23 protein-coding genes and 1 other RNA gene are annotated in these 25,506 nt (G+C 33.3%); 7 read left to right on the top strand and 17 right to left on the bottom strand.

Annotation, left to right across the window (positions count from 1 at the left end; all coding sequences use genetic code 11):
• Positions 1–13 precede the first annotated feature (13 nt).
• The 4 genes from nikB to ACSBO6_RS02150 all read right to left on the bottom strand — a co-directional run bounded on the left by nikB (position 14) and on the right by ACSBO6_RS02150 (position 4,811).
• Complete coding sequence (gene nikB, locus ACSBO6_RS02165) at positions 14–955, bottom strand: nickel ABC transporter permease (RefSeq protein WP_098845632.1); 942 nt, start codon at positions 953–955, stop codon at positions 14–16.
• A 197-nt stretch (positions 956–1,152) separates the two neighbouring features.
• Complete coding sequence (locus tag ACSBO6_RS02160) at positions 1,153–1,602, bottom strand: Lrp/AsnC family transcriptional regulator (protein ID WP_098845631.1); 450 nt, start codon at positions 1,600–1,602, stop codon at positions 1,153–1,155.
• 300 nt (positions 1,603–1,902) lie between these two features.
• Positions 1,903–4,083, bottom strand: coding sequence for a YhgE/Pip family protein (locus ACSBO6_RS02155; RefSeq protein ID WP_498844087.1), 2,181 nt, complete (start codon positions 4,081–4,083; stop codon positions 1,903–1,905).
• 137 nt (positions 4,084–4,220) lie between these two features.
• Positions 4,221–4,811 (bottom strand): TetR/AcrR family transcriptional regulator, encoded by a 591-nt coding sequence (locus ACSBO6_RS02150; protein WP_098845629.1) that lies wholly within the window; start codon positions 4,809–4,811, stop codon positions 4,221–4,223.
• Between the two features lie 268 nt (positions 4,812–5,079).
• Between ACSBO6_RS02150 and ACSBO6_RS02145 the strand changes: the two genes are divergently transcribed.
• Positions 5,080–6,507, top strand: coding sequence for an alanine/glycine:cation symporter family protein (locus ACSBO6_RS02145; protein ID WP_098845628.1), 1,428 nt, complete (start codon positions 5,080–5,082; stop codon positions 6,505–6,507).
• 117 nt (positions 6,508–6,624) lie between these two features.
• On the opposite strand, the gene ACSBO6_RS02140 is transcribed toward ACSBO6_RS02145, so the two are convergent.
• Positions 6,625–7,266, bottom strand: coding sequence for a VanZ family protein (locus tag ACSBO6_RS02140; protein WP_098845627.1), 642 nt, complete (start codon positions 7,264–7,266; stop codon positions 6,625–6,627).
• 487 nt (positions 7,267–7,753) lie between these two features.
• Here ACSBO6_RS02140 and ACSBO6_RS02135 point away from each other — a divergent pair, with 487 nt between their 5' ends.
• Together ACSBO6_RS02135 and ACSBO6_RS02130 are read left to right on the top strand one after the other, a co-directional pair.
• Positions 7,754–8,974 (top strand): helix-turn-helix domain-containing protein, encoded by a 1,221-nt coding sequence (locus tag ACSBO6_RS02135; protein ID WP_098845626.1) that lies wholly within the window; start codon positions 7,754–7,756, stop codon positions 8,972–8,974.
• A 107-nt stretch (positions 8,975–9,081) separates the two neighbouring features.
• Positions 9,082–9,234 (top strand): hypothetical protein, encoded by a 153-nt coding sequence (locus tag ACSBO6_RS02130; RefSeq protein ID WP_180232889.1) that lies wholly within the window; start codon positions 9,082–9,084, stop codon positions 9,232–9,234.
• Positions 9,235–9,379: 145 nt separating this feature from the next.
• Here the strand turns inward: ACSBO6_RS02130 and ssrA are convergent.
• The 4 genes from ssrA to ACSBO6_RS02110 form a co-directional block, all read right to left on the bottom strand.
• Positions 9,380–9,737: a transfer-messenger RNA gene (gene ssrA / locus ACSBO6_RS02125) on the bottom strand.
• A 214-nt stretch (positions 9,738–9,951) separates the two neighbouring features.
• Positions 9,952–10,419, bottom strand: a complete 468-nt coding sequence (gene smpB / locus ACSBO6_RS02120; RefSeq protein ID WP_056469927.1) for an SsrA-binding protein SmpB — start codon at positions 10,417–10,419, stop codon at positions 9,952–9,954.
• A gap of 91 nt (positions 10,420–10,510) precedes the next feature.
• Positions 10,511–12,958, bottom strand: a complete 2,448-nt coding sequence (gene rnr / locus ACSBO6_RS02115) for a ribonuclease R (RefSeq protein WP_098845625.1) — start codon at positions 12,956–12,958, stop codon at positions 10,511–10,513.
• Positions 12,959–13,023: 65 nt separating this feature from the next.
• Positions 13,024–13,764 carry an alpha/beta hydrolase gene (locus tag ACSBO6_RS02110; protein ID WP_098845624.1) on the bottom strand — a complete coding sequence of 247 codons (741 nt, stop codon included), beginning with the start codon at positions 13,762–13,764 and terminating at the stop codon, positions 13,024–13,026.
• Between the two features lie 266 nt (positions 13,765–14,030).
• Between ACSBO6_RS02110 and ACSBO6_RS02105 the strand changes: the two genes are divergently transcribed.
• Positions 14,031–14,522: a DinB family protein gene (locus ACSBO6_RS02105; RefSeq protein ID WP_098845623.1), complete on the top strand. Its 492-nt coding sequence runs from the start codon at positions 14,031–14,033 to the stop codon at positions 14,520–14,522.
• Between the two features lie 111 nt (positions 14,523–14,633).
• Here ACSBO6_RS02105 and secG read toward each other — a convergent pair whose 3' ends face one another.
• The 3 genes from secG to ACSBO6_RS02090 all read right to left on the bottom strand — a co-directional run bounded on the left by secG (position 14,634) and on the right by ACSBO6_RS02090 (position 16,095).
• A complete protein-coding gene (gene secG / locus ACSBO6_RS02100; protein WP_025569105.1) occupies positions 14,634–14,867 on the bottom strand; it encodes a preprotein translocase subunit SecG in 234 nt (77 codons plus the stop codon).
• A gap of 84 nt (positions 14,868–14,951) precedes the next feature.
• A complete protein-coding gene (locus ACSBO6_RS02095; protein ID WP_098845622.1) occupies positions 14,952–15,881 on the bottom strand; it encodes an alpha/beta fold hydrolase in 930 nt (309 codons plus the stop codon).
• Complete coding sequence (locus ACSBO6_RS02090) at positions 15,874–16,095, bottom strand: hypothetical protein (RefSeq protein WP_098845621.1); 222 nt, start codon at positions 16,093–16,095, stop codon at positions 15,874–15,876. The genes ACSBO6_RS02095 and ACSBO6_RS02090 overlap by 8 nt, the downstream gene beginning before the upstream one ends.
• A gap of 202 nt (positions 16,096–16,297) precedes the next feature.
• On the opposite strand from ACSBO6_RS02090, the gene ACSBO6_RS02085 reads away from it, so the two are divergent.
• Positions 16,298–16,864, top strand: a complete 567-nt coding sequence (locus tag ACSBO6_RS02085) for a DUF2238 domain-containing protein (RefSeq protein WP_098845620.1) — start codon at positions 16,298–16,300, stop codon at positions 16,862–16,864.
• Positions 16,865–16,965: 101 nt separating this feature from the next.
• Here ACSBO6_RS02085 and ACSBO6_RS02080 read toward each other — a convergent pair whose 3' ends face one another.
• From ACSBO6_RS02080 to ACSBO6_RS02070, 3 genes are all read right to left on the bottom strand, one after another.
• On the bottom strand, positions 16,966–17,574 hold the full coding sequence (locus ACSBO6_RS02080; RefSeq protein ID WP_098845619.1) for a TasA family protein: 609 nt from the start codon (positions 17,572–17,574) through the stop codon (positions 16,966–16,968).
• 84 nt (positions 17,575–17,658) lie between these two features.
• Complete coding sequence (sipW, locus tag ACSBO6_RS02075) at positions 17,659–18,201, bottom strand: signal peptidase I SipW (RefSeq protein WP_483295175.1); 543 nt, start codon at positions 18,199–18,201, stop codon at positions 17,659–17,661.
• A complete protein-coding gene (locus ACSBO6_RS02070) occupies positions 18,173–18,838 on the bottom strand; it encodes a DUF4047 domain-containing protein (RefSeq protein ID WP_180232888.1) in 666 nt (221 codons plus the stop codon). The genes sipW and ACSBO6_RS02070 overlap by 29 nt, the downstream gene beginning before the upstream one ends.
• 305 nt (positions 18,839–19,143) lie before the next feature.
• On the opposite strand from ACSBO6_RS02070, the gene ACSBO6_RS02065 reads away from it, so the two are divergent.
• Entirely contained in the window at positions 19,144–20,811 is a 1,668-nt protein-coding gene (locus tag ACSBO6_RS02065; RefSeq protein WP_098845701.1) for a M4 family metallopeptidase, read from the top strand.
• 433 nt (positions 20,812–21,244) lie between these two features.
• Positions 21,245–22,486 (top strand): helix-turn-helix domain-containing protein, encoded by a 1,242-nt coding sequence (locus ACSBO6_RS02060; RefSeq protein WP_098845616.1) that lies wholly within the window; start codon positions 21,245–21,247, stop codon positions 22,484–22,486.
• Between the two features lie 82 nt (positions 22,487–22,568).
• On the opposite strand, the gene ACSBO6_RS02055 is transcribed toward ACSBO6_RS02060, so the two are convergent.
• Positions 22,569–23,819, bottom strand: coding sequence for an MFS transporter (locus ACSBO6_RS02055; protein ID WP_098845615.1), 1,251 nt, complete (start codon positions 23,817–23,819; stop codon positions 22,569–22,571).
• A gap of 345 nt (positions 23,820–24,164) precedes the next feature.
• Positions 24,165–25,460, bottom strand: a complete 1,296-nt coding sequence (eno, locus tag ACSBO6_RS02050) for a phosphopyruvate hydratase (RefSeq protein WP_098845614.1) — start codon at positions 25,458–25,460, stop codon at positions 24,165–24,167.
• Positions 25,461–25,506 lie beyond the last annotated feature (46 nt).

Here is a 25,506-nt window from a genome sequence, read left to right as displayed (position 1 = left end):
CCCTTCTAGCTAATTAATCGTAGCTAATTCTTGGATCGATAAATACGTATAAAATATCAACAAGTAAATTCACGATTACAAACATTGATGCTACAAGTAATACTGCCCCTTGAACCATCGGAAAATCTCTAGCTGCAATTGCATCGATCATTAATCTACCGACACCGTTAATCGCAAATACTTGTTCTGTAATGATTGTTCCTCCAAGAAGAAATCCAAAGTTTAAACCAATAACAGTTATGACTGGAATCATCGAGTTTTTTAAAGCATGAATCCAAACAATCGATTTTTCTTTTACACCTTTCGCTCTTGCAGTTCGTATGTAATCAGCTCGAATTACCTCTAACATAGATGAACGGCTCATTCTGGCAATCATTGCAGCTGAGGCTGTTCCCAATGCAATGGCAGGTAAAATGATTTGTTTAAATCCTTCAATCGTCCAAATTGGTGAATCGAGTCCTCCAACGGGCAGAATTTGTAGATTAACTCCAAAAATAAGAATAAGGATGGCACCAAGCCAAAAATTCGGTACTGAAATACCTGCAAGGGCAATTATTGTACTTGATACATCCATCCACGAGTTTTGCTTAAGTGCAGAAACAATCCCTGTTATTACCCCGATTATTACTGCAACAATCATACTCGCGATTGCTAAACTTAAAGTATTAGGAAAACGGATTGAAATTGCCTCTGCAACCGACTGTTTCGTTTGAAACGAATATCCTAAATCCCCATGAAATACGCCTGATAAATAATGCCAATATTGGACAAAAAACGAGTCGTTCAATCCTAAACTTTCTCGAATAGCATTTAAATCAGCTTTTGTTGCTGTAGGTCCACCAATTATTGCAGCTGGGTCACCAGGTGCTAAATGCATAGAAGCAAAGACTAAAAAGGAGATACCTAGCAATAATAAAAACAATTGAAACAACCTTCTTAATATGAGTGACGCCATCTTTCCACCTACTCCATTTGTAAGTATATTAACTAAAATTACATACGTTTGTTAATCATAATCACTACATAACCTAACAATGTAAATTTAATTATTCTCGATTATACCTCTGGTAGACAGAATATTCTATAATTTTATGTATTTTTACAAAAAACAGTAAAAAAAGACGAGGATTTTCCAATCTCTCGCCATGACAACTATAATTTTAAGCCATTTCTACTCTTAAATCTTCGTAATAAAATATGACTTTCTACTCTTGTTATTCCTTCTAAAGCATATAATTCATTATTTATAAATTGTTCTAAGCTGACAAAATCATCTACTAATACATGCATATGTAAAGTGCTTGGACCCGTCATTTGATAACAACTCGCTACAACAGGATTATCTGCAAGTGCTTCCGCTACGACTACTAAATAAGCTGGTTCACAATCCACTTCAAAGAATGCAGATACTCCTTTTCCTACTTTTTCTGAATTAATGACGACTGAGAACCTCTCAATTACCCCGTTTTTTATTAATTGATTCACACGTTCACGGATTGAAACTCTTGATAAATTAAGTTCTTTTCCAATATCGGAGTATGACATCCGTCCATTTTTAGTGAGCATCTCTAGAATTTTTTTATCGATTTCAGTTAGTTTCATTTATTCACCACTTTTCTATTAAATGAAAACGCTTTCTTATTTTTTTATATCTAATGTTCTAAAAGAAAGTAATTAAGTGCTTTGACGTACAAATAGCAGATTAACTACGTTCAAATTTTAACGATAACTCCCTTACAATGTAAAGGGATTCTATACAATTTCCTTCATTATTACCATATTCCATTACTAATTTTACAATAAAAGATTGCTCTAAAGATACTGGATTTTTATTTCACTAATAGTAAAAAGGATTGAAATCTTTTTTTATTTGATTTCAATCCTTTTTATTATTTTATCGTTTTAAGCCTCGATTTCGCTTAATTGATTTTTCTTAGATAATTTAACACGAACTGCAAAAGTAACATTTGTTAAAACGATGAATAAAACTGCAAATCCACATAGATAGTACACTTGATCCCATACAAGTCCTTTATTTACAGAACTAGAAATTAATTCTCTGAATCCTTTTATAGCATATGTCATCGGTAAATAAGGATGAATCGTTTGGAAAAATGTTGGTGTTAATGAAATTGGGAACGTACCTGAAGTTCCACCAATTTGTAATAGCATAATGATAAACACTAAATATTGTCCTACATTTCCTAATGTAACAGTTAAGAATTGTATTAATGAATAGAAGGTCAAGCTAGTAATGATTGTAAACACTACGAATAACCACACGTTTTTCACATCAAGACCCATACCGTGAATTAATACCATATCTGCTACGATTGATTGCATGATTCCCACGAAAATTAGAACACTATATTTACTAAAGAACCAAGCTAAACCAGTAGTTGGAGCAATAGAGTTCTTTCTCATTGGATAAACTGAGGTAAACATTAACCCACCTGCAAATAGTCCAATAGATAGTATATAAGGTGTTAATCCTACACCATATTCTTTGACATTATTTAATTTATGAGAAACTAGTTCTGTTGGTTCTGCAAAGAACTGATCCGTTTCATCACTTGTTTTAACTTTGTTTACTTCATCTCCACCTTCTTTAAGGGATTTATGAAGTTCAGTTGTTCCTTTTGTTAAATCAGTTGCACCCTTTAATAAATCTCCAGACCCACTATATAACTTATTCGTTCCATCAGATAGTTGTTTAGAACCAGCATTTAATTGATTAATCCCTTGAACTAATTCGTCCCCACCTGTATTTAATTTTCCTAGGCCTATTGAAAGTAGCGAACTACCTTCACTTAATTTTTTTGTACCAATGTATAAATCATTACTTCCTTGAGCTAATTGATTTGCTCCATTCGACGCTTCTTGCAATTTACTATTAAATAAATTTAAATTTGTATTTAATTCTTTTTGCCCAGCAAGGAGATTATTTGAACCTTCATATAATTGACCTTGTGCTGCAGCAATTTGATCAACTCCATTTTTAATTTGATTACTTCCTTTTGAAAGTTGATCTAAGTTATTTGAGATTGCTTGTAATTTCAGCAAATCTTCTTTACTTATTGAACCATCTTGCAATCCATTAACAATTGATTTAAGAGCATCATTAGTAGCGCCAAGATTTTCATTAAATCCTGCTTCATTTTTTTGCAGTTCGGTTGCACCAGCATAAGATTGTTTCAGTCCAGCATTTAATTGATTACTTCCAGCTTCTAGCTTAGAAGAACCAGATTCGATTTTATTACCGCCTTCAACTAGTTGCGATAGTCCATTATTTAAATCACTAGAACCAGCTTTTAATGTACCAGTTCCTTCTAATAGAGCATTTAAACCAGTATTTAATTGATTTGCACCATCATTTGATTTTTTAATACCATCTGATAATTTTTCTGCTCCACTTTTCAGTTTTGTACTTCCACTTTCAAATGTGATCATGCTGTCATTTAATTTTTTTAAATTTTTATTTAAAACATCTGTTCCATCAGTGATTTTTGCTGCACCATCATTCACTTTACCTGCACCATCAGATGCTTTTGTCATGCCATCTCCAATTTCCTTGAAATTATCAAAAACTGTTTTAGCATATTGCTCAGTAATTTCTTTTGAGATATTAGCATTTACTTCTTTGATCGCAGTTGTACCAATTTGTGCGCCTACATAGTTCTTCCCTGCATTCGTGTAATAATTTAATTTCATTTTTTTTGGTTTTTCATCCAATAAAGTAGCCGCATTTTTTGAAAAATCAGAAGGCAATTCGATGACTAAATAATATTTTTCATCATTTAATCCTTCCATAGCTTGTTTTTTACTTGTAACTTTCCATTTAAATGACTTATTATCTTCCAGTCCTTCTACAAAATCTTTCCCTACATTAAGCTTTTTATCATTAAACTCCGTACCCTTGTCATTGTTTACAATTGCGACAGATAGTTTTTCTGTTTTATTATATGGATTCCAATACGCTGATAAGAAAATTAATGAATAAAGCATAGGTACAAGACCAATCGCAATGATTGTTGCAATTGTCATTGGTTTCTTTAAAATATTTTTCCATTCTTGTTTAAACACATTTTCACTCCTCTTTTTAGACCGATTGACCAAATTCGTATTCCGGTCATTTTATTGCAATTAAATAGTTTAATACTTCCTTTAAAAAAAATAAAAGGTAATACTAAACTTTTCTCCAAATAAACACACTTTCATGTTTATTCAGGACTTTTATTTCCTATTAATCCAAATAAAATTAATTGCACCATTTTATTTATAGCATCATCCGTTATATGCATTGGATCTTTTTCCAGAATACTTTTTTGTAGATTAAGAATCGATATAATTGTCGTAATCATACTTAAACTCAGTATAGGAATTTCTAAATGGAAATTGGTTTCTTTTGCAAGCATTCTTGCTTCTATTTCTTCTTCAATTGGTGTTTTACGATAGATCTGTTGGAAGAAAATTTCTGATAACTCAGGGTGTCGTAAAGTTTCACTTATCAAGATCTCAATTTGATTTCGATTCTTTTCCACCCATTTAATTCTTTTCTCAACATATAACCTAAGCAATTCTTCAATTGAAAGTTTACTAAAGTCCTCTTCCGTCCATACGTCATGAATATCTGGTTTTACACAATTAATCAATACATCCAGTTTGCTTTTAAAATACTTATAAATCGTCGCTTCAGAAATTTTACAATCCTTTGCAATTTGATTAATTGTCGTACCATCATATCCATTTTTCGCAAATAGTTGGATAGACTTTTCTAGAATATGATGTTTTGTTCTTTCTCCTTTATTCATTTTTTACCTCCTTAAAAAATGATGTTAAAAAGGCAGTTAGTACAAAAAAGTAAGTATTTATTCACTTTTCTAGTATATTAACCGAAATGGATTTCGTCAACAAAAAGTAAGTGAACACTTACTTTTTTAATCTTTTTTTAATATTATCCTTTTTATTGGTTAATCATAAAAAAAACGTTGCCATTGATAAAAAAATAAATTATTATTACATTTTGTAGTCAAAATTATCGGATAATTTTGCGAATATTCTTAAAAAGGAGAGGGAATCATGACAGAATTGGTTACAGTACTCAACGACTACCTTTGGGCTAAATTACTTGTTATCTTATTAGTTGCAATCGGCCTATTTTTAACAGTTTATTTAGGATTTATTCAGTTTAAATTCTTCCCTGAAATGGTTCGATTATTAGGTGATGGTCGAAACAGAGACAAAAGCAAGAAAACTGTATCTTCATTACAAGCATTTATGATCGGAATGGCTGCTCGTATTGGTACCGGGAATATTGCCGGCGTTGCAACAGCAGTGGCATTAGGGGGACCAGGAGCAGTATTTTGGATGTGGTTAATGGCATTAATTGGTTCAGCTTCAGCATTTGTAGAAAGTACGTTAGCTCAGCTTTATAAAGTGAAAGACGGTTCTTCATGGCGTGGCGGACCTGCTTACTATATGGAAAAAGCTCTAGGTAATCGAAAGCTTGGTGTAATTTTTAGTATTTTAATTACTTTATCTTTTGGTCTTATATTTAATGCAGTACAAGCAAACACGATTGCTGCTTCTATTAATAATGAATTTGGTGTAAATACAAAGACATCTGCAATTGTACTAGCTATTATTACGGCACTAATTATTTTTGGTGGCGTACATTCAGTTGCTAAATTCTCAACTGTTTTAGTACCTATCAAAGCTGGTTTTTATATTATTTTAGCTTTATGGGTTATGATTGCAAATTTCGATATTTTACCAGATGTTTTTGGTGCAATTTTCTCAGAGGGTATTTTTACATTTAAACAAATGTTTGGCGGTGTTATGGGTGCTGCAGTTCTTCATGGTATTCGTCGTGGATTATTCTCAAACGAAGCTGGTATGGGTTCTGCTCCAAACGCAGCTGCAACAGCTGACGTAACTCACCCAGTAAAACAAGGTTTCATTCAAGCATTAGGTGTAATTGTTGATACATTTATCATCTGTTCATCTACAGCTATGATTGTATTAGTTTCTGGCGTTTACAAAACATCTGAGCTATCAGGTATTCCACTAACACAAGAATCTTTACGTGTAAGCGTTGGTGATTTTGCTGCAACATTCGTTTCAATTTCAGTATTCTTATTTGCCTTAAGTACAATTATGGGGAACTATTACTACGGTGAATCAAATATTAGCTTCATGAAGCATTCGAAAAAAACAATTTACTTATACCGTTTTGCCGTAATTGGAATGGTATTATTCGGAGCATTATATAGCGCTGAATTAATTTGGTCTTTAGCAGATATCTTCATGGGATTAATGGTAATCGTTAACCTTTACGCAATTACGCGCTTAGCAAAAGTAGCAAGAGCATTATTGAAAGATTACATTGCTCAAAAGAAACAAGGTTTAGATCCTGTTTTCAATGCAGATAAAATCGATAACTTACCAGGTCGAGAGCATTTAGAGGCTTGGATTGATGAGAAAGACGTTAAGAAAAACGTTGGATAATAAATTCTGATTTAATACTACCCTTCATTCTTTGATGAAGGGTTATTTTTTATAAAAAAAAACACCAACGTATTATTGGTGGAGTAGGTTCATCTACACTTAAATTTATAAACTGTTCTAATCTGATTTCTCAAGAAGATTTTTAGCTATTTCGTTACCCTCTCCTACTAATATTTTTATGCCTAATAAAACCCCAAGTGAATTTAAGAATATATCATCAATATCGAAACTTCCTACAACATACTTTTTTTGTAAAAATTCTATAAGTACTATTAATAAGATTGAAACTAAAATACAAATAGACACTTTCATCTTTCTATGGAAGTAATAATAAACGATACATCCAAGAGGAATAAAAATAATAATATTTCCAACTAAATTCGAAATGATATAGATTAAATCCGCTTTACCACTTATATAACCCCATATTGTTTTAAATGGGATGTAATTGTTGCTATAATGATTTCCTAATGAGTTTCTTGAAAATAGTATTGAGACCAACATAACTAAATAAGTAAGTGTAAATACTCCGAAACCAGATTTACTGATATGGATTTCCCTATACTTTACATAGTAGAAAATCATATTAACTATTGTATTAACAATAAATATTAAACATACAAATAGACTATATCCAAATATCACATTTGCATATGGTATAAGTCTTGAAAGAAATTCTCCTAGAAATGCTCTCATTACAAAAAATACAAATAGTGAAGATAGTAAAAATGTAAATAGATTATTTAGTTTGATTTTCATCTAACACTCCTTTTTCATTTTTTTGATATATTAATTTAGTATTAGTATCAATATAATGTCCAAAACGATTACTAGATTAATATATTTTTAATGTATCATTTCAAACATCACATTCTCCCCAAATATTTTGAAAACTTTAAGTATATTCCACATTTTTCATAATTCTGTCACAATGAAGAAGTAATTCCCGTACTTCTAATACCATGCTTTTACAATATTCTTAAAAGCTACTCTATTTTGTAGTATTCAATACCATAAGTTATGGTATTTTTTCGTATTTTGGACTAATAACATCCTCATTATAGAAGTGAATTCCATGCCCTTCTAATTTTCCTGATTTTCCTAATTTCACTTACCCTTAACATATCTTTAAGTGTTACTTCACATACTACACGGGTTTTCTAAATATACTAATTTTGTTGTTAAATGTAGAATTTTAGTATTAGGTACTATTTTTAACATCCTGGAATGGGAGGAGGACTTAGTTATGTATGAAGGAAAAATTATTAAATTTTATCGAGAAAAATACAAACTAACACAAGAACAATTAGGAAAAAACATATGCTCCGTTACCCATATCAGTAAAATAGAATGTGGACAAACAAAGTATGCACCTGAAATTATTAATTTATTATCCAAAAGACTTGGAATTAATATGGAATTAGAAGTAGCTAATTTTATGAATATTAAACAACGATTACTCCACTGGCATGACGTAATCATTATGCAGTTATTTGAAGAGATGGATCAAATTTACTATGAGTTTGAAATGGAAGAACTCATCCAAATCTCTGAATATAATGATCTGTACCAGTTGCTAAGAGCGAAATATTTTCTTACGCATAGCAAAGGCAATGAAGCTTTTAAAATCATTAAAAAGCTTCAAAAAAAAGAGGACAAATTAGCACCTTATGAAAGAAATTTATTAAAGCATATTTTAGGGATTTATTCTTTAGCGAAGCAAGAATATGGTAAAGTAATCGAAATTTTAAAGTCGATCGATAATACGGTCTATAAAAATCCGGAATATTATTACCACCTGGCATGTGCTTACCATACTTTAAATGCTCCTGTGTTGGCCTATTATTATGCCGAAAAATCTCATCAATTTTTCAAACAAATTAATAACTATCTTAGAGTTATTGATGCTGAAATGTTGATGATTATTCAAATTCAAGGTGACACTTTAGATCAAGAAATTATTAATCGTTTCAAAAATCTGATTAGAAGCTGTGAGTTGTGTAATGCACCTGAACGAAAAGCTAAAGCTTTGCATAATTTAGCCTATGCGTTTTATAGAGGTAAAAATTATAAGGAAGCAAGTAAATTTTATAAACAGTCCATGAAGCTGAAAGATCCAGAGTGTTCAACGTATTTACTTTCATTAGAAGGCTTTCTTCGTAGTAATTTTGATGGTGGATCTTCTAACGTAGAGGAACTTGTGCATGACGCTGAAGCCGGCCTTTTCATAGCGAAAAAGAATAATTACAGTTTATATATCCATCTATTTAAACTTTTACTTTATTTATTAAAATCAAAAGAGAAAGAATACCATCATTATTTAAACAGCAAAGCTCTACCTATGTTTGAAAAAAACGGATTTACCTTTTTAGTAGAACGCTCGAAAAAGGAATTATTTAAATATTATAAAAAGATGAATTTAAATGAACAGGCAATGGAGATTGCGCAATTAATATTAAATGCATAAGAACTTGTATATTTCATATTTATACTACTATTACAGTTAGTCGCTGGTTCGATCATAGGAGCCAGCTTTTATTTTTTCATATGTACTAAAAAAGAAGACAAGAATACGTGATTTGTATTCTTGTCTTTTATGTTCCAGCTGAATCTGCCTTACTTGAGCAAATTACATTTGTACAAATCTTAACTGTAATTGTTACATTTACTTCTGTTTTACCGGTTAATGCTACTTTAACGCTAATTGGATTAATCAAAGGACATTAGGAGCTGTTTTGTCCAATAATACAGTATGAAAAACCTTACTTTCATTTCCAGTATTGTCTTTTGAAGCTACTGCAAGGTTTGTTCCCGCTGTTTGTTTTCCTAATTCATAATTTTAAGCATAAAAAAACCACCAAACAATATGTATTGGTGGAGACGGTGGGAGTCGAACCCACGTCCAAGAATATCGGCACTTAAGCTTCTACGAGCGTAGTCACTGTATTAGAATTTCGCATACCATTCGGCCCAATGACAGGCTTCCTGATAGCTAGTCTGATTAATCTCTTCCATTCCCCTCAGACGGCGAGGTCCGGCGTAGCCCACTAATGAGTGAACCCCTCTAAGCTATGCACATGGGCGATACATAGGAGGAGCCTTTAGTGCAATTAAGCAGCTAAAGAGAAATTGTTGTTTTTGCCAGTTATTGGCTTTTGCGTTTTAACGAGGCCGACCCCTCGACTCGCAACTTAAGCTCGAACTACCCCTGTCGAATCCGTAACGTCCCCATATAAAATGCTCACAAAACATATTTCAGTTCTGTTCGCTATGAGTGACTTACGAAGCATAAAGCAAAGGCTTCATAATTTATAAAAACTGCACATCGTGCAATTGGTGTTGCTGATTAACTTACAAACTTATTATAGCATATCCATCATAAGTTGCAATTAACAATTGTTTCTAAAAGAAAAACAGAATTCCAATCCTTCAACATTTATCCAATTAGATTCTTTGACGATCTCGGAATGCACGCTCTACTTCACGTTTTGCTTCTTTTTTCTTTAAATCATCACGCTTATCGTATTGTTTCTTACCTTTACCTAATCCAAGTAATAGCTTAGCGTAGCCGTTTTTTAAATAGATTTTTAAAGGTACTAATGTATAACCCGTTTCCTTTGTATAACCAATTAATTTCACGATTTCTCTATTATGTAGTAGTAATTTTCTAGTACGTAATGGCTCGTGATTGTATCGATTTCCTTGCTCATATGGACTAATATGCATATTATGAAGCCAAACTTCTCCACCTTGAACTCGTGCAAAGGAATCCTTTAAATTAGCTTTTCCAGCACGTAATGATTTTATTTCAGTACCTTGTAATACGATACCTGTTTCATACGTTTCTTCGATAAAATAATCATGATACGCTTTTTTATTTTGAGCAATTACTTTCCCTTCACCTTTTGGCATAAATAACACCTCTCTATCTTTACTTATTTTACCATAAATTATGCCTGTATACATAAAGCAGTGGACAATTTTGTCCACTGCTTGTTACTTACTATCGTTTCTTATTGCCTTTTGCTACTTTTTCGTAAAAAGGTTTGTTCTTTTTGCTCTTACTTTTGCTTTTGGTTGGATTAAAACGATCATCGCGTTTATTTCTTGATGATTTACCACCACGTCCGCTTTCTCTCTCATCATTTCGAGGTGAACTATCACCACCACGTCTTCCACGAGAACGGCCACTGCGAGAGCTTTCTCCATTCCGATCTGAAGAACCTCTGCCGCGTCCTCCTCGGCCTCTACCGCCACCGGAACCAGAGCCACCACCAAGATTAACCGGTCCTCTACCGCCGCTTCTCCGAGGTTTGTTTGATTTCATACCGACAATTTCAAAATCGATTGCTCGTTCTTCTTTATTAACATTAACTACTCGAACAGATACTTCATCACCAATTCTGAAGATTTTCCCTGTTCTTTCACCAATCATTGCGTAAGAACGCTCATCATAGTTATAGTAGTCATCTGATAAATCAGCAACTCGAACCAATCCTTCAATTGTATTTGGCAGTTCAATAAACATACCGAAATTTGTTACAGAGCTAATAATACCATCATACTCTTCACCAATTTTATCAAGCATGTACTCTGCTTTTTTCAAATCATCCGTTTCTCTTTCTGCTTCAACTGATCGACGCTCCATATTGGATGCATGTTCAGCGATAGCAGGTAATTTATCATCCCACTCACGTTTTGTTTCATTATCCATTTTTCCTTCGATTAAATATTTACGAATTAATCGGTGGACAATTAAATCCGGATATCGTCGAATCGGTGATGTGAAATGAGTATAATACTCCGCTGCTAATCCAAAATGACCAAGATTATCAGCCTCGTATTTCGCTTGTTTCATTGAACGAAGCATTACTGTTGAAATGACCGTTTCTTCTGGTTGCCCATGAACCATTTCTAGAACTTGTTGCAACGCTCTCGGGTGAATTTCATTTCCAGCACCTTTTACTGTGTATCCAAATGATGCAATAAATTCAAAGAATCGTTGTAATTTTTCTTCTTTTGGATCTTCATGTACACGATACATGAATGGTACATTTAGCCAGTGAAAATGCTCGGCAACTGTTTCATTCGCAACTAGCATAAATTCTTCAATTAGTTTTTCAGCAGTTGAGCGCTCACGAATGACGACATCAGTTGGGTGTCCATCTTCATCAACTAATACTTTTGATTCTTTAAAATCAAAATCGATTGCTCCACGATTCATCCGTCTATTACGTAAAATTTTCGCTAACTTAGCCATTTCCTCGAACATTGGAACTAACGGTTCGTACCGTTCACGTAATTCGGTATCTTGCTCATCTAGTATTTTATTTACATCGCTATATGTCATTCGTTCAGTTGTTTTAATGATACTCTCAAAAATTTCATGCTTAACAACATCACCTTTATGGTCAATTTCCATCTCACATGAAAGTGTAAATCGATTTACTTTTGGGTTTAATGAACAAATTCCATTAGATAAACGATGTGGAATCATCGGTATAACTCGGTCAACTAAGTAAATACTTGTTCCACGATCATGTGCTTCTTGATCTATCGGTGAGTTATCTGTCACGTAGTATGATACGTCTGCAATATGTACCCCTAACTTGTAATGGCCATTTTCAAGCGCTGTTACTGTAACGGCATCATCTAAATCCTTTGCATCTGCACCATCTATCGTTACAATTTGTTCATCACGAAGATCGCGACGAGTGCCAATAGCTGATTCATCAATCTCATCCGGTACAGCATTCGCTTGATCCATTACTTCCTTAGGGAATTCTTGAGGCAAATCAAACTTATGAATAACCGATAGAATATCTACACCAGGATCATTTTTATGTCCAAGTACTTGGACTACTATACCCTCTGCATTTTTCCCATTCTCAGGAAACTGAGTAAGCTCTACAACAACTTTGTGACCTTCCACTGCCCCTTGAGAATTACTCTTTGTTATAAAAATATCACTTCCGAATCGTTTATCATCCGGAATAACGAAACCGAAACTTTTCTGAGCCTGGTATGTACCTACCATTTTCGTTTGACCACGTTCAACAATTTTTACAATTGTCCCTTCTCTACGTGCATCACTTTTTTCTTTTGTAATACGGGCTAAAACGATGTCGCCATGCAGGGCACCATTTAAATCTGATGGTGAAATAAATACATCTTCTGCACCTGTTTCTTCTGGAATGACAAACGCAAAGCCTTTCGCATGTCCAGTTAATTTACCTCTAACTAAATTAGATTGATCAGGTAAACTATATTTATTATTTCGAGAACGTACAATATAACCCTCATCTTCTAAAATAACGAGCGTTTTTACTACTTCTCGAAAGTCACTTGCATCTGTCAACTCCAAAGCCTCTTCTATTCCTTGTATATTTAAAGGCTTATAATCTTCACTTTTCATCAATTCTAATAATTTTTCTTTCCATTGTTGATTCATATTTTTCCCTCCTTTTTCTAACTGTTAAGGGTATATAATTTAAGTTTGTCCAGAAAGATTTCATTCTACCATTCCAATTCATTAAGAAATGCTAGTACATCTTCATGTAGTAAGTCTTTTTCTTGTCCAAGAGTAATAACATGTGTTGAATTTTCGTACCACTTTATTTTTTTCTGATCAGATTGCACTTCATTATAAATAATATTTGCGCTGTCAGTATTAATCATCTCGTCTACAGTAGATTGTACGACAAACGTTGGTGCATAAACTGTATCTACATTTTCACGCACTTCTTTAATTAAACCTTGAAGAGCTTTTAATGTATTCATTGGCGTTTTTTTAAACTCTTCCATTTCTACTTCAATTTGTTCAGGTGATTTCCCTTCACGTTTTTTAAACTCTCTTGTGTAAGCTAAGACACCTTCATACATAATTTCTTCACTTTTTATGTACATTGGCGAACACATCGTGACAATACCATTCAATGGAACAGTGTAACCTAGCTTTAGTGCAAATACTCCTCCTAAAGAAAGACCTACCGCTGCGATTTTTTGATGTCCTTTATCCTTTAGAAATTGATAAGCTTCCATTACATCTTTCCACCAGTCCTCTGGTCCAGTATGAACAAGTTCTTCTGGTGGTACACCATGTCCTTTATAGTGCGGTGCATGACAAGTATAACCTTGCTTTTCTAAAAAACGGCCAAGCATTCGAACATCCGCAGAATGTCCTGTAAATCCATGTAATAATAAAACTGCTCGATCTCCACCTTCAAACGTAAATGGCTTCGGCATTGTTACTCTCATATATACTCACTCCAAAACTTTTCTATCCATTTTTCTTTCGTTACTCTTATCTTATCTTTAAATACTTTGTTTATTTAAATTAATAATTGGTATAAATATTGAATCATCATATTTACCTAATTTTACGTAAAGAAATTGTCCTTTTATTTTACCTTCCAATTGAAGAATTTACCAATAAACAGTTTTTTTAATTAACTAGTTATGATTTAATGAAAGGTGTGGTAATAATAATGTTGGTAATTTAACCAATAAAAGGAGGATACATTATGTTTAATAATGTTGAAGAATTTATTACTGAATGGAAAATGGAAGAAGCTAGCACAATCAAATTACTAAATGCTATGACAGATGAATCACTTGATCAATCAATTGGTGAGGATTTTAGCTCTTTAGGTGAATTAGCTTGGCATATAACTACAGCAATTAAAGCGATCATTTCACAATCAGGACTACAATTTGAGGCATCGATGAGTAAAGAAGAAATGCCTGCAACTGCAAAGGAAATTACTGAAAAATACGCAGAAGCTAGTAAAGCTATGACTGAAGCAGCACAAAAAGAATGGAAAGAAAAAGATTTAAATCAAATCATTAACGCATTTGGATTCCTTGAAATGCCGATCCATGCATTACTTCGCATGGCAATTTCACATCAAACGCATCACCGTGGGCAAATGACTGTATTAATGCGTCAAGCTGGACTAGTTATACCAGGAATGTACGGTCCAAGTAAAGAAGAATGGGCTGCAATGAAAGGTTAATATTTAGATCTCTACATACTAAAATACAGCCAAAAACCTGGCTGTATTTTTTTATCCTAATGATTTTACTTAACCAAAATAAAAAAGCCACCCATTTCGGCAGCTTGTTTATTACAGTTTAAAATATGTTACAGCAATTGTTAGAATGAAGAATAAAACTGCTACAACAACTGTTATTCTTTGTAAAACTAATTCAAAACCACGAGCTTTTTGCTTACCAAACAGTTGCTCAGCACCACCAGATATCGCACCTGATAGGCCGTTACTTTTACTAGATTGAAGTAGAACTAAAACAATCATAAGTACTGAAACAATTATTAAAAGTACAGATAAAAACGTATGCATTTCTTCACCTCCACAGTAAAATACTGTTACTTCCTATTCTACTATGAAGAGTACTATACTTCAATATGAGAGTACAACACTTATTTAATGATTTAAGATTGTTTCTTCTATCCAATTTTTTATATCGTTATGAACTTCGTCTTTATTGATTTCATGAAGCATCTCATGGCGACCTTCTTCATACAATTTCAACTTTATATTTGTACAGCCAATCTCTTTGTATCGCTCAAAAACCTTCTTTACACCCTCACCCTTTTGACCAACTGGATCTTTGTCTCCAGAAAAAATATAAATTGGCAAAGAAGTTGGTGTCTTCTTTATTTCCTCTTTACGATGGATAATCCCGATCCCTTTCAACAATTCACGATAATAACTTGAAGAACAAATAAAACCACAATATGGATCTTTTATATAGCGATTAATCTCAGCTTCATCTCTTGTTAACCAATCATATTTTGTTTTAGGAAACTTAAAATGGTTATTAAAGTTTCCAAATGTTAAAAAGTCTAAAATTTTACTTCTCTTATTGGCACCAATCAAGAATGCCTCTGCACTTGAAATAAAAACCCCTAATTTTCTTAGTATTCCTGGATCACATCCGGTACCAGAAATTATTAGCCCATCATATAGTTCTCCATTTAATTGAACTACTCGTCTACTTAAATAAGATCCCATACTATGTCCAAATAGAATTAAAGGGATATCTTTTATTTCTTTTCTGATCATCTTACTGATAAATATGATATCTTTAGCAACTTCATCCCAGCCAATTTCTTCACCAAAAAAACCTAGATCATCTTCAATCGCTGCTGTTTTCCCGTGACCTCTTTGATCATGAATAAAGACTGCAAACTGATTATCAACTAAATATTCTATAAACTTATCGTAAGCTCCACCATGCTCTGCCATTCCATGAACAATTTGAATCACAGCAATTGGTTTTGCAGGAATATATTTTCGCAAATAGATTTTTGTTCGATCCTCCGCCGAAATTAATCCTTCCCAATTATTCATTTTTATGCCCCTTCATCTCATATGTTGTAAAAGATACTAATAAGAAAAAACAAGAGAAATAGATTATTTCTAATCGTATGTATTTAAAAGAAAATTCATCACCTAATAATCTCCAAAAAACAATTACTATTGAAAGAATAACAATAATAAATGGAAGTAAATATGTTTTAATAGTATACCAAATATAATCTTTTAAGTATGCGAAAAATTTCATAATTATCCTCCCAACTAATTGCTACTTATATCCTTAATTCAATACTAATTCAAATTTCCATATTCTATAGGTTGATTTTTTACAATTTTTCATCAATTCGATGAACTTTTTTTGTCAAAGTTATGATAATGGGATTTTTAACTTCACACGTTTCATATTGATGTTTGAATTAAGATAAAACAGAATGAATGGGGGATTCGAAATGAAAAGAGGCATACAAACAATTTTAAGCGTTGTTTTTGCTATTGTAATGCTTGTCTTGTTTGTCATTTTCTTCTTGAAAGATGATTCTTATCGGTATCCAATCGCACTAGGTGGCTTTTTTTGTGCACTTGTGCCGCTCATATTAGATAAGTTTTTAAAAATTCGATTTGCATTTATGTTTATTTTTTCTTATTTTGCTTTTTTAATTGGGTCCCTATGTCTTGGTTCAATGCTTAGATTTTATAGTTTTGGCTGGTGGGATACGTTTTTACATTTTCTAAGTGGCACGCTAGTCGCATTCTTAGCAATTGATTTGATGGGAAAATTGACAACCAATCAGTCTCGGAGTGAAATGTCCACCGGATTCGTTTTCCTATTTGTATTTTGTTTTGGTGTATTTTGCGGAGCAATATGGGAAATTTGGGAATTTAGTATGGATCAATTCTTTGGAACTAGGACTCAAGGTGGAGGGAATTTTGATACAATGACAGATCTAATTGCAGACTCAATTGGAGCACTCATTATCGCGTTTGGGTATGCAAGAAGGACGAAAAGGAATAGATAAGCTAGGTCAGGCTACCAATAACTCAAATCTTAGAGCATTAAAGAACCCACAAGTATCCTTGTGGGTCTTTTCATTATCTTATTCCCTGCTTTTTCTACCTATTAGTTGCTATCTGGATCCGTGTCATCATGATAAGTTGAACCTTCTGTCTGTGCATTAAATGTCCAATTTACTTGCAGCTTATCACCTTGGAACTGGTTTTGATTTTTCCCATTATCAATGAACTCGAATAATACGAAGATTTTTTCCTTATCGCCAGGTACAATGCCGTCTGGCTTTGTTCCAATACTAGTATCTATTGCTGTAATATCTGGTTGTTGGCTTTGAAGGTCGTATAAAGTTGTTTCAACTACAGTGTTAGTCGCACTACTTGTGTTGTACATAATTGTCACTTTAATATTTTTTGCAAAATCTTCCGTGTTATCAGATTTGACGTCTTCAACATTGTATTTTGTATCTAATAATACTTTACTTATTTGTAATGTTCCATTGTTTTCTAATGTAAATTCACGATAAATTTCATCTCCTGGCTTGATATTACTAATGTTAACAACAGCATTTGGATTCATTCCTAAATCTAATGTACCTGCTGCAAATGTATTTTGTGTATCAACTGAGTCATTAAAATATGCAAATGTTCCTCCACCGATTAATGACATCCCTAGCGCTGCAGTCATAACACCTTTAGTAATCTTTTGTGTAAAACCCATTATAAAATCCTCCTCTATTATGTAAAAAATATATTAAACTCGTGCGTGTTTCGTAAGGTGACGCACGAGATTTAACCAGGATTATTACGCTTCTTTTATCTCCAACTCTTTTTTTGCACTAATAATTGAACGAGTTGCAGATATGAGCATGAGTATGCCAGGTACAATCAATAAAAGAGCACCTGCCTCTTTGGATTTAGTAAAATCCAATGCATAGCCAATATATGGCATTGTAAAGCCCGTATACTGACCAACTATATCCTCTGTGGAAATCTCCCATAAATCAGGAGCGTTATTATGATCCCCTTTTGTTTTATATAGGACTTTTCCACTCTTCTTTTGTATGTCAATAATTCTATGAGTAATTAACTCCTTATCTTTGCGAAATGTAATCACATCTCCTTTTTGATAAGTAGAATGGTTATTTCGTACTTTAATAGAGATAATAGATCCTGTTTGGAATGTTGGTTCCATTGATCCGGATAAAACGACTTTGACTTGATAACCTAAAATTGTAGGTTCTCCTCCAGCAATTCTAGAAGAAATAACAACAAATGCTAATATACATACAAAAACGATGAAAATACTTCCTACTAGACTATTTACTATTCGCAATGTTTTCTTTATCAATTTCTTTCACCTGCTTGTCCATATTTGAGTTCTTTTCTGTTTCTTTGTTGCTTACTGGATTCTCAGCTACACCATGTCCTTGTAGATCATCTCCAGAGCCTTTTTCCTTTTCTTCTAGCTCCTTTATTTGCAACATAACAGAAGAATGCATCACAGATATTTTTTGAAAGTCAATTTCTTCATGCACCTTTTTTTTAATACGTTCTACATTTTGAAATCCTTCACGCACGTAACTGAACGTTTGATTTCCAGTAGTTTTTTGATCCTGCAACCTATTGTGATAAGATGACAATTCATCATACACAAGCTGTAAACTATTCAATTGTTGGTGTAATCTTTGTTCAATCTCAGTCATTTCAGTAAGTCTGTCATGCAATTTTTGTAATGATTGTTTTGGTGCACTTACAACAATCAATTCATAATTTCCAAACATCTGTTTTTCCAGAATCTCTGCTTGCTTATTCAACTTTTCGATCGTTGCTGGAAAAACAAATGCTGCGGCTACTGTAATAGGTTTTGTAGAAATTTGACTTGAAAATGAAGCTTTCGTTTCGCCTACTATTTGAGATCCTGTGTAAAATGACAGGCAGCATAAACTAGAAAACAAGATGGTTTTATGGAATGTTCGCCTCACTTTTAATCCCCTCTTCAAAACAAATCTATTTGCATTCATTATTACCGAATAATCAGAAAATTGAAATCGAGAAATTTTTAATTAAAAACGGTGTAGAAATTTGGTGAATTTAATCGAAACTTAAAAAAAACCTTAAAAAACAGGCAAAAATTATCTCAAACCGAAGTTTCTTGAAAACGATTGATTTTACATAAAATTTTCCCAATAATTTAAATTGTTTCAACATTACTTTCGCATAAGGAGTGAGTTTATTGAAAAAGAAGCAACAGAAAAGAATAAGTAAAAAAGCATCAATTCCTGCTGTAATGGCTTTAACGGTGGCTTTTGGTGGAGGGTTAACAACTTTACCTTCATTTGTAAATGTAAAAGCAAGCGCTGCAACAGTTAATCAATCTTTGAGTAAGGAAGAAATTGTAAAAGCTTATTTAAATTCGAAAGTAGACGGTCTCGCTAGATCTGGGTCTGCATGGGAACAATTTAAAATTATTAGTTCAGAAGCTGACAGAGAGGCAAATACTTATCATGTAAGAACCATAGAACAGTATAAGGGTATTCCTATTTATGGATCAGGACAAACTGTGGCTTTAGATGCAAACAATAATGTGTATGCTTCTTTTGGTAACGTTACACAAAAATTATCCCGCTCAATTATCCCGACTGAAGCGACTATTTCCGAAGAAGATGCTGTAGCAACTGCTAAAGAAAGTATTGAATCACAAATTGGCACTGTCAAAAACTATGACGGCATCAATACGCAATTAACGATTTATCCTTATGAAGGAAAAAATTACTTAACTTATTTAGTAAAAGCATCCACTTCCAAACCTGCACCTGGCTACTTCTTTTATTTCGTAGATGCTACAAATGGAGAAGTAATTAATAGCTTTGATGCGATTGATAATTTAGTGGATCCAGCTTCGCTTTCACCAGTAATGGCAAGAGGCTTAGATGCACATGGAAAAATGCAATCTTTCCCTGTTGGAAAGGACCTTTCAACTGGAACAAGCTATTTATACGGTGCTTCTGTCACTGGATCTAGTGCTGCACCTACTGCTGTACCGATTGCTACTTTTGACGCTCATCGAACAGATGAAACTCTTTTCAATATCTTCTCAGCTCTTTTTGGATTTACAGGTTGGGAAGTGACAACAACCAGAACAGATAACATGTTCCTTAATCCTGCAGCTGTCTCAGCTCACGTAAACTCTGATAAAGTTAACAAATACTATCAAAATATTCATAAACGCAATAGTTTAGATAATAAAGGGATGACTTTAATCAGTTCTGTTCACGTTGGACAAAAGTGGAATAATGCTGCTTGGAATGGAGTTCAAATGCTATACGGAGATGGCGATGGTATTCAATATGGTTCAATGTCTGGTGGGCTAGATGTTACTGGTCACGAGATGACTCATGGTATCATTACAAATACGGCGGACTTAAATTATCAAGATGAATCCGGTGCAATTAATGAGTCATTAGCTGACATCTTTGGCGAATTCACGCAACAATACACTACTGGTGTAAATGAGTGGGATCTAGGTGAAGATATAACTACCCCTAACATTCCAAATGATGGTGGTCTTCGTTCGATGAGTGACCCGGCTTCTAAGAAAGTTAGTACAAAATATATGCCATCAGGTTATTACCCTGATACATATCAAGACCGCTACATGGGTACTTTAGATAATGGTGGAGTTCATATAAACAGCGGCATTAATAACAAAGCAGCTTACTTAATTACAAATGGTGGCACAAATAACGGATATACGATCAACTCCATTGGTAGAAGTAAAGCAGAAAAAATCTATTACCGTGCTTTAACATTTTACTTAACATCATCTTCTGGATTCAAAGATATGAGAGAGGCTGCAATCCAAGCGTCCCGTGACTTGTATCCAGATAAAAATGGTTCACCATCTGCGGAAACAAAGGCGATCATGGACGCATACTCTTCTGTAGGAGTCTACTAATCTTCTAAATTTTTTAAAGCCATGAGTGTATTCTATTCATTCATGGCTATTCCATTTTGCAAAAGGAGAACCATTACAAAATACATTTAACACCAATACAACCTATTTGCATTTCATAAGAATATTTTTTATCCTACTTTTGATTCATCTAATCACCTATTTCCCCTCTCTTTTTACTTCCGACTAGCAATATAGTTACAGAAATTATCATTTTCTCCAAAAAAATTGGGACATTTTGTAATAAAAAATCATATATTTTTAATCCAAGAAAGGAAAACCCTTAATTTATTGGTATTAATTAACCCAATTGTATTATAATTAAAAATTCGTAATAATCAGAAGTATAGAACGCACTATTTCCACTCACCTTTACTTCATTGTTATATTTTTAAACTTTATCATCAGTTTTATTAGAGAAGAAGGAGCGAGTTAAATGTTAGAGGGAGAAATCATTAAATTTTATCGGCAAAAAATCGGCCTTACGCAAGAACAATTAGGCAAAGGCATTTGCACCCTCTCTTACGTAAGTAAAATTGAACGAGGTCAAACGGCCTGCTCTTCGGAGATTATCGAATTATTATCAGAACGTTTGAACATAAATATAAAAGAAGAAATCGGCCGCCTTGAGAATATGGAAAATCACCTTCACCGTTGGCATAAGGCGATTATTATGAGAAAGATAAAAGAAATGGAGGAAACTTATTACGATCTGGAAAAAATCCCGACGATTGTCTTTTCTAAATACGCTGTCTTTTATAAGCTACTTCAAGCAAGATACTTTATTATAAAGGAAGATTTTGAAAAAACATTTACCATTTTACAGCAAGTTCAAAAAGAATATCCTATTCTTAGTCCTTACGAAAAAAACTTACTGTATCATGTATGGGGCATTTATTATTTATGCAATTGCATTACCTTAAAGAATGAAAATCATCAAAAAGCTATTAAAATCTTGCGTAAAATCAATAAGGATGAGTATGGTAATCTAGAATATCATTATGACTTGGCTTTAGCATATTACTGTATCGATTCTAAAGTAATGGCCTATGCGTATGCAGAGAAAGCACTTCGGTATTTTAGGGAAACGAATAACTCGTTAATGGCAATCAAAACTGAAGCACTATTACTTTTACAAATTGGAAACGATCTGCACTTAGATTTAGAAGAGTTGACGGATTCCTACCAAAATCTAATTTTTCAAAGTGAATTACTTCATGCTCATGAAGAAAAAGGAATGCTTTTAAACAACTTAGGCTTTGAACATTTTAAAAGAAAAAATTACGCAAGTGCGTATAAATACTATAAAGAAGCATTTCGAATGTCAGAAAAGGCTTCACTTTCCTATCTTAATCGCCTATTTAATTGCGTGGAAAGTAGCTTTGAAGGAAAGCTACGGCCAAAAAAAGGATTGCTGAAAAAGGCACAAGAAGGAGTTTTATTAGCAAAACAATTGAGAAATCGCTTTTATCAACTAGTTTTCAAACTTCTGATCCTTCGTTTAGAGAATAAATCCGAACAGTATTTTAGCTTCATAGAAAAGGATGTGCTACCATACTTCCAATTAAATGAACATACGTATTATATAAACAAATACGCTAAGGAATTATATGATCACTATTCAAAGTTGGAACATCATGAGAAAGTCGTACAAATTTCTAAAATCCTTATAAAATAGAAAACAAACACAAAATGTTAAATGGACTTTTACATACAAAAAAACCTGATTGTATATAGAATCAGGTTTTTTAAATGTAGCATTATGATTTTGCCTCAACTACGACATTCTTCATAATTTTGAACATTGGTACCATAATGAGGATTCCAATAACGAATAAAAATGCTGAAGCTTGATAAATAGAGATTAAAGAAAAATGTTCCTTTAAAACTCCTGCCAAGCTCATTGTAATGACCATAGCTCCCATAAATAATGGTGTTAATATACCGTTTACCCTGCCTACAAACTTTTCATCAGTATTTTTTAAGATGATTGTATTAATACCAATATGCAATGCAGGCATAAATAGTCCGATAAAGAATTCAGCAACAAGCGTTAGCCAGAACATCTGAGACCAACCTATTACAAATATTCCGATCGCATTAACTGCCATACCGATCAATAATAAAACATGCGGTGCCAACTTATTTGATATGACCATTATTAGGCCACCACCAATAATCATAGCGGCTCCATTTGCAGCGAATATCCATTGCAAATATTCCTTATCTAATCCTAAACGTTCAGTGACTAAAAAGATAGCTAGAGGATGAATTAGGCCAATACCTAATCCTGCTGCTGCAAATAGACCACCTAAATAGACAAGAATTTTTCGAGACCAAACGTATTGGAATCCTAACTTCATTTCTTCCAATATTGATGTTGTATGTTCTGCTTTTTCTTCTTCTTGATCTTTAGGTAACCTTGTTAATACTAAAGCTGACATAAGAAATGCAATGCCTACAATTCCCATCGAAACATACATTCCAGCTTGTTGGAATACGAATGTACCTAATACTGGACCTAAAATCATAAACACAGCCATCATTGTTTGAAATAAAGACATACCTGCTTGCATTTGCTCACCTGGTACATGAACTTTAAATAATTTCATATTGGAAGGCTGAGAAAACTGAGACAAAATAGCTGAAACTAATGTAGCAAAAAACACAAATTTCCAAGTTCCATATAATAGTGCTAATAGAATAACAAAAATCGATATAGCACTTAAAAGATCACACCAAATCATTGTACGCTTTGGTTTCCAACGATCGGCAAAAGTTCCACCGATAAAAGAAAATATAAAAATTGGAGCAAATTCAGCTACTGAAATCAATGATACTGCTGTTGCATCACCATTTGTCTTCTCCACAACAAATAATAAGATTGCAAAATTGCGAATCCAAATACCTACTTGAATAAATAAACCTGCTGAAAGAATCGTCTGGATAAAAGGATTTTTTAACAAAGAAGCCATTGAAGGATTTGAAGCTGTTGGAATAGTTTTAGTCATTTTTTCCCCTTTCTTATTTTAAATAATTCCGAAATCATCTCAATTTAACATAAGAACTAATGTTCGTTCATTTTTATATTAACATTAGGATTATTTAATAATCAATCCTATTTGTTACAAATGCAAAAAATATCTAACGGATCAATTAAATAGCTGATGAACACTTACATAAACAATTATTAAGTAAGATTTAATAGATTTCATAGAAACAATATATACAACTCATTAATCAAGGATTATAAAAAATTTTAAAAGCAATAAAAAAAGAGAAGGTGACGATCCTTCTCTTTTTAACGTGTCTATAATGGATTATGTTTTTTGTTAATGCACTTAGTTTTGATTCAATTATTTTCTTAAGTTGTAGAAAGATTTTAAACCTTGGTATACTGCGCTTTCGCCTAACTCGTCTTGAATACGTAATAATTGGTTGTATTTAGCAATACGGTCTGTACGAGAAGCAGAACCTGTTTTAATTTGACCAGCATTTGTAGCAACTGCGATATCAGCGATTGTGCTATCTTCAGTTTCACCAGAACGGTGAGAAACTACTGCTGTGTAACCAGCACGTTTAGCCATTTCGATTGCATCGAAAGTTTCAGTTAATGTACCGATTTGGTTAACTTTGATAAGAATTGAATTTGAAATACCTTTTTCAATTCCTTCAGCTAATTTTTTAGTGTTTGTAACGAATAAATCGTCACCTACTAATTGTACTCGGCTACCTAAACGCTCTGTTAATAATTTGTGACCATCCCAGTCATTTTCATCTAAACCATCTTCAATTGATAGGATTGGGAAATCATTGCAAAGTTGCTCATAAAAATCAACCATTTCAGCTGAAGATACACCAGTGCGTCCTTCACCTGCAAGATCATATTTACCAGTTTCTTTGTTAAAGAATTCAGAAGAAGCAACGTCCATTCCTAAGAATACTTGCTCTCCAGCTTTGTAACCAGCTTTATCAATTGCTTCCATGATTACTTCTAAAGCTTCACGGTTTGAACCAAGGTTTGGAGCGAATCCACCTTCGTCACCTACAGCTGTGTTTAAACCTTTGTCATGTAATACAGCTTTAAGGTTATGGAAAATTTCAGTACCCATACGAATTGCTTCTTTAAAGCTATCAGCACCAACTGGTAAGATCATGAATTCTTGGAAGTCTACGTTATTATCAGCATGAGAACCACCGTTGATGATGTTCATCATTGGAACTGGTAATTGTTTTGCATTAAATCCACCAAGGTATTGGTATAATGGTAAACCTAATTCATCAGCTGCTGCACGAGCTACTGCCATAGATACACCTAGGATTGCGTTAGCACCTAATTTACCTTTATTTTCAGTACCATCTAGCTCAATCATACGACGGTCGATTGAAACTTGATCAGTTACTTCGAATCCAACGATTTCTTCAGCTAAAATATCATTAACGTTAGCTACTGCTTTCTCAACACCTTTACCAAGGTAACGAGATTTGTCTCCATCACGTAATTCAACAGCTTCATATTCACCAGTTGAAGCTCCACTTGGTACTAGTGCACGGCCAAAGCCACCATCTTCTGTATAAACTTCTACTTCAACAGTAGGGTTACCACGAGAATCTAATACTTCGCGAGCATAAACATCAATAATCATTGACATAATAAAATCTCTCCTTTTGTTGCGTTTTACGCATATTTATTAACTT

It is taken from the genome of Bacillus sp. AL-1R (assembly GCF_052180195.1).
GTDB lineage: Bacteria > Bacillota > Bacilli > Bacillales > Bacillaceae_G > Gottfriedia.
Note: the sequence above shows the minus strand (reverse complement) of the source record. Positions and strands in the feature narration are given on the sequence as shown.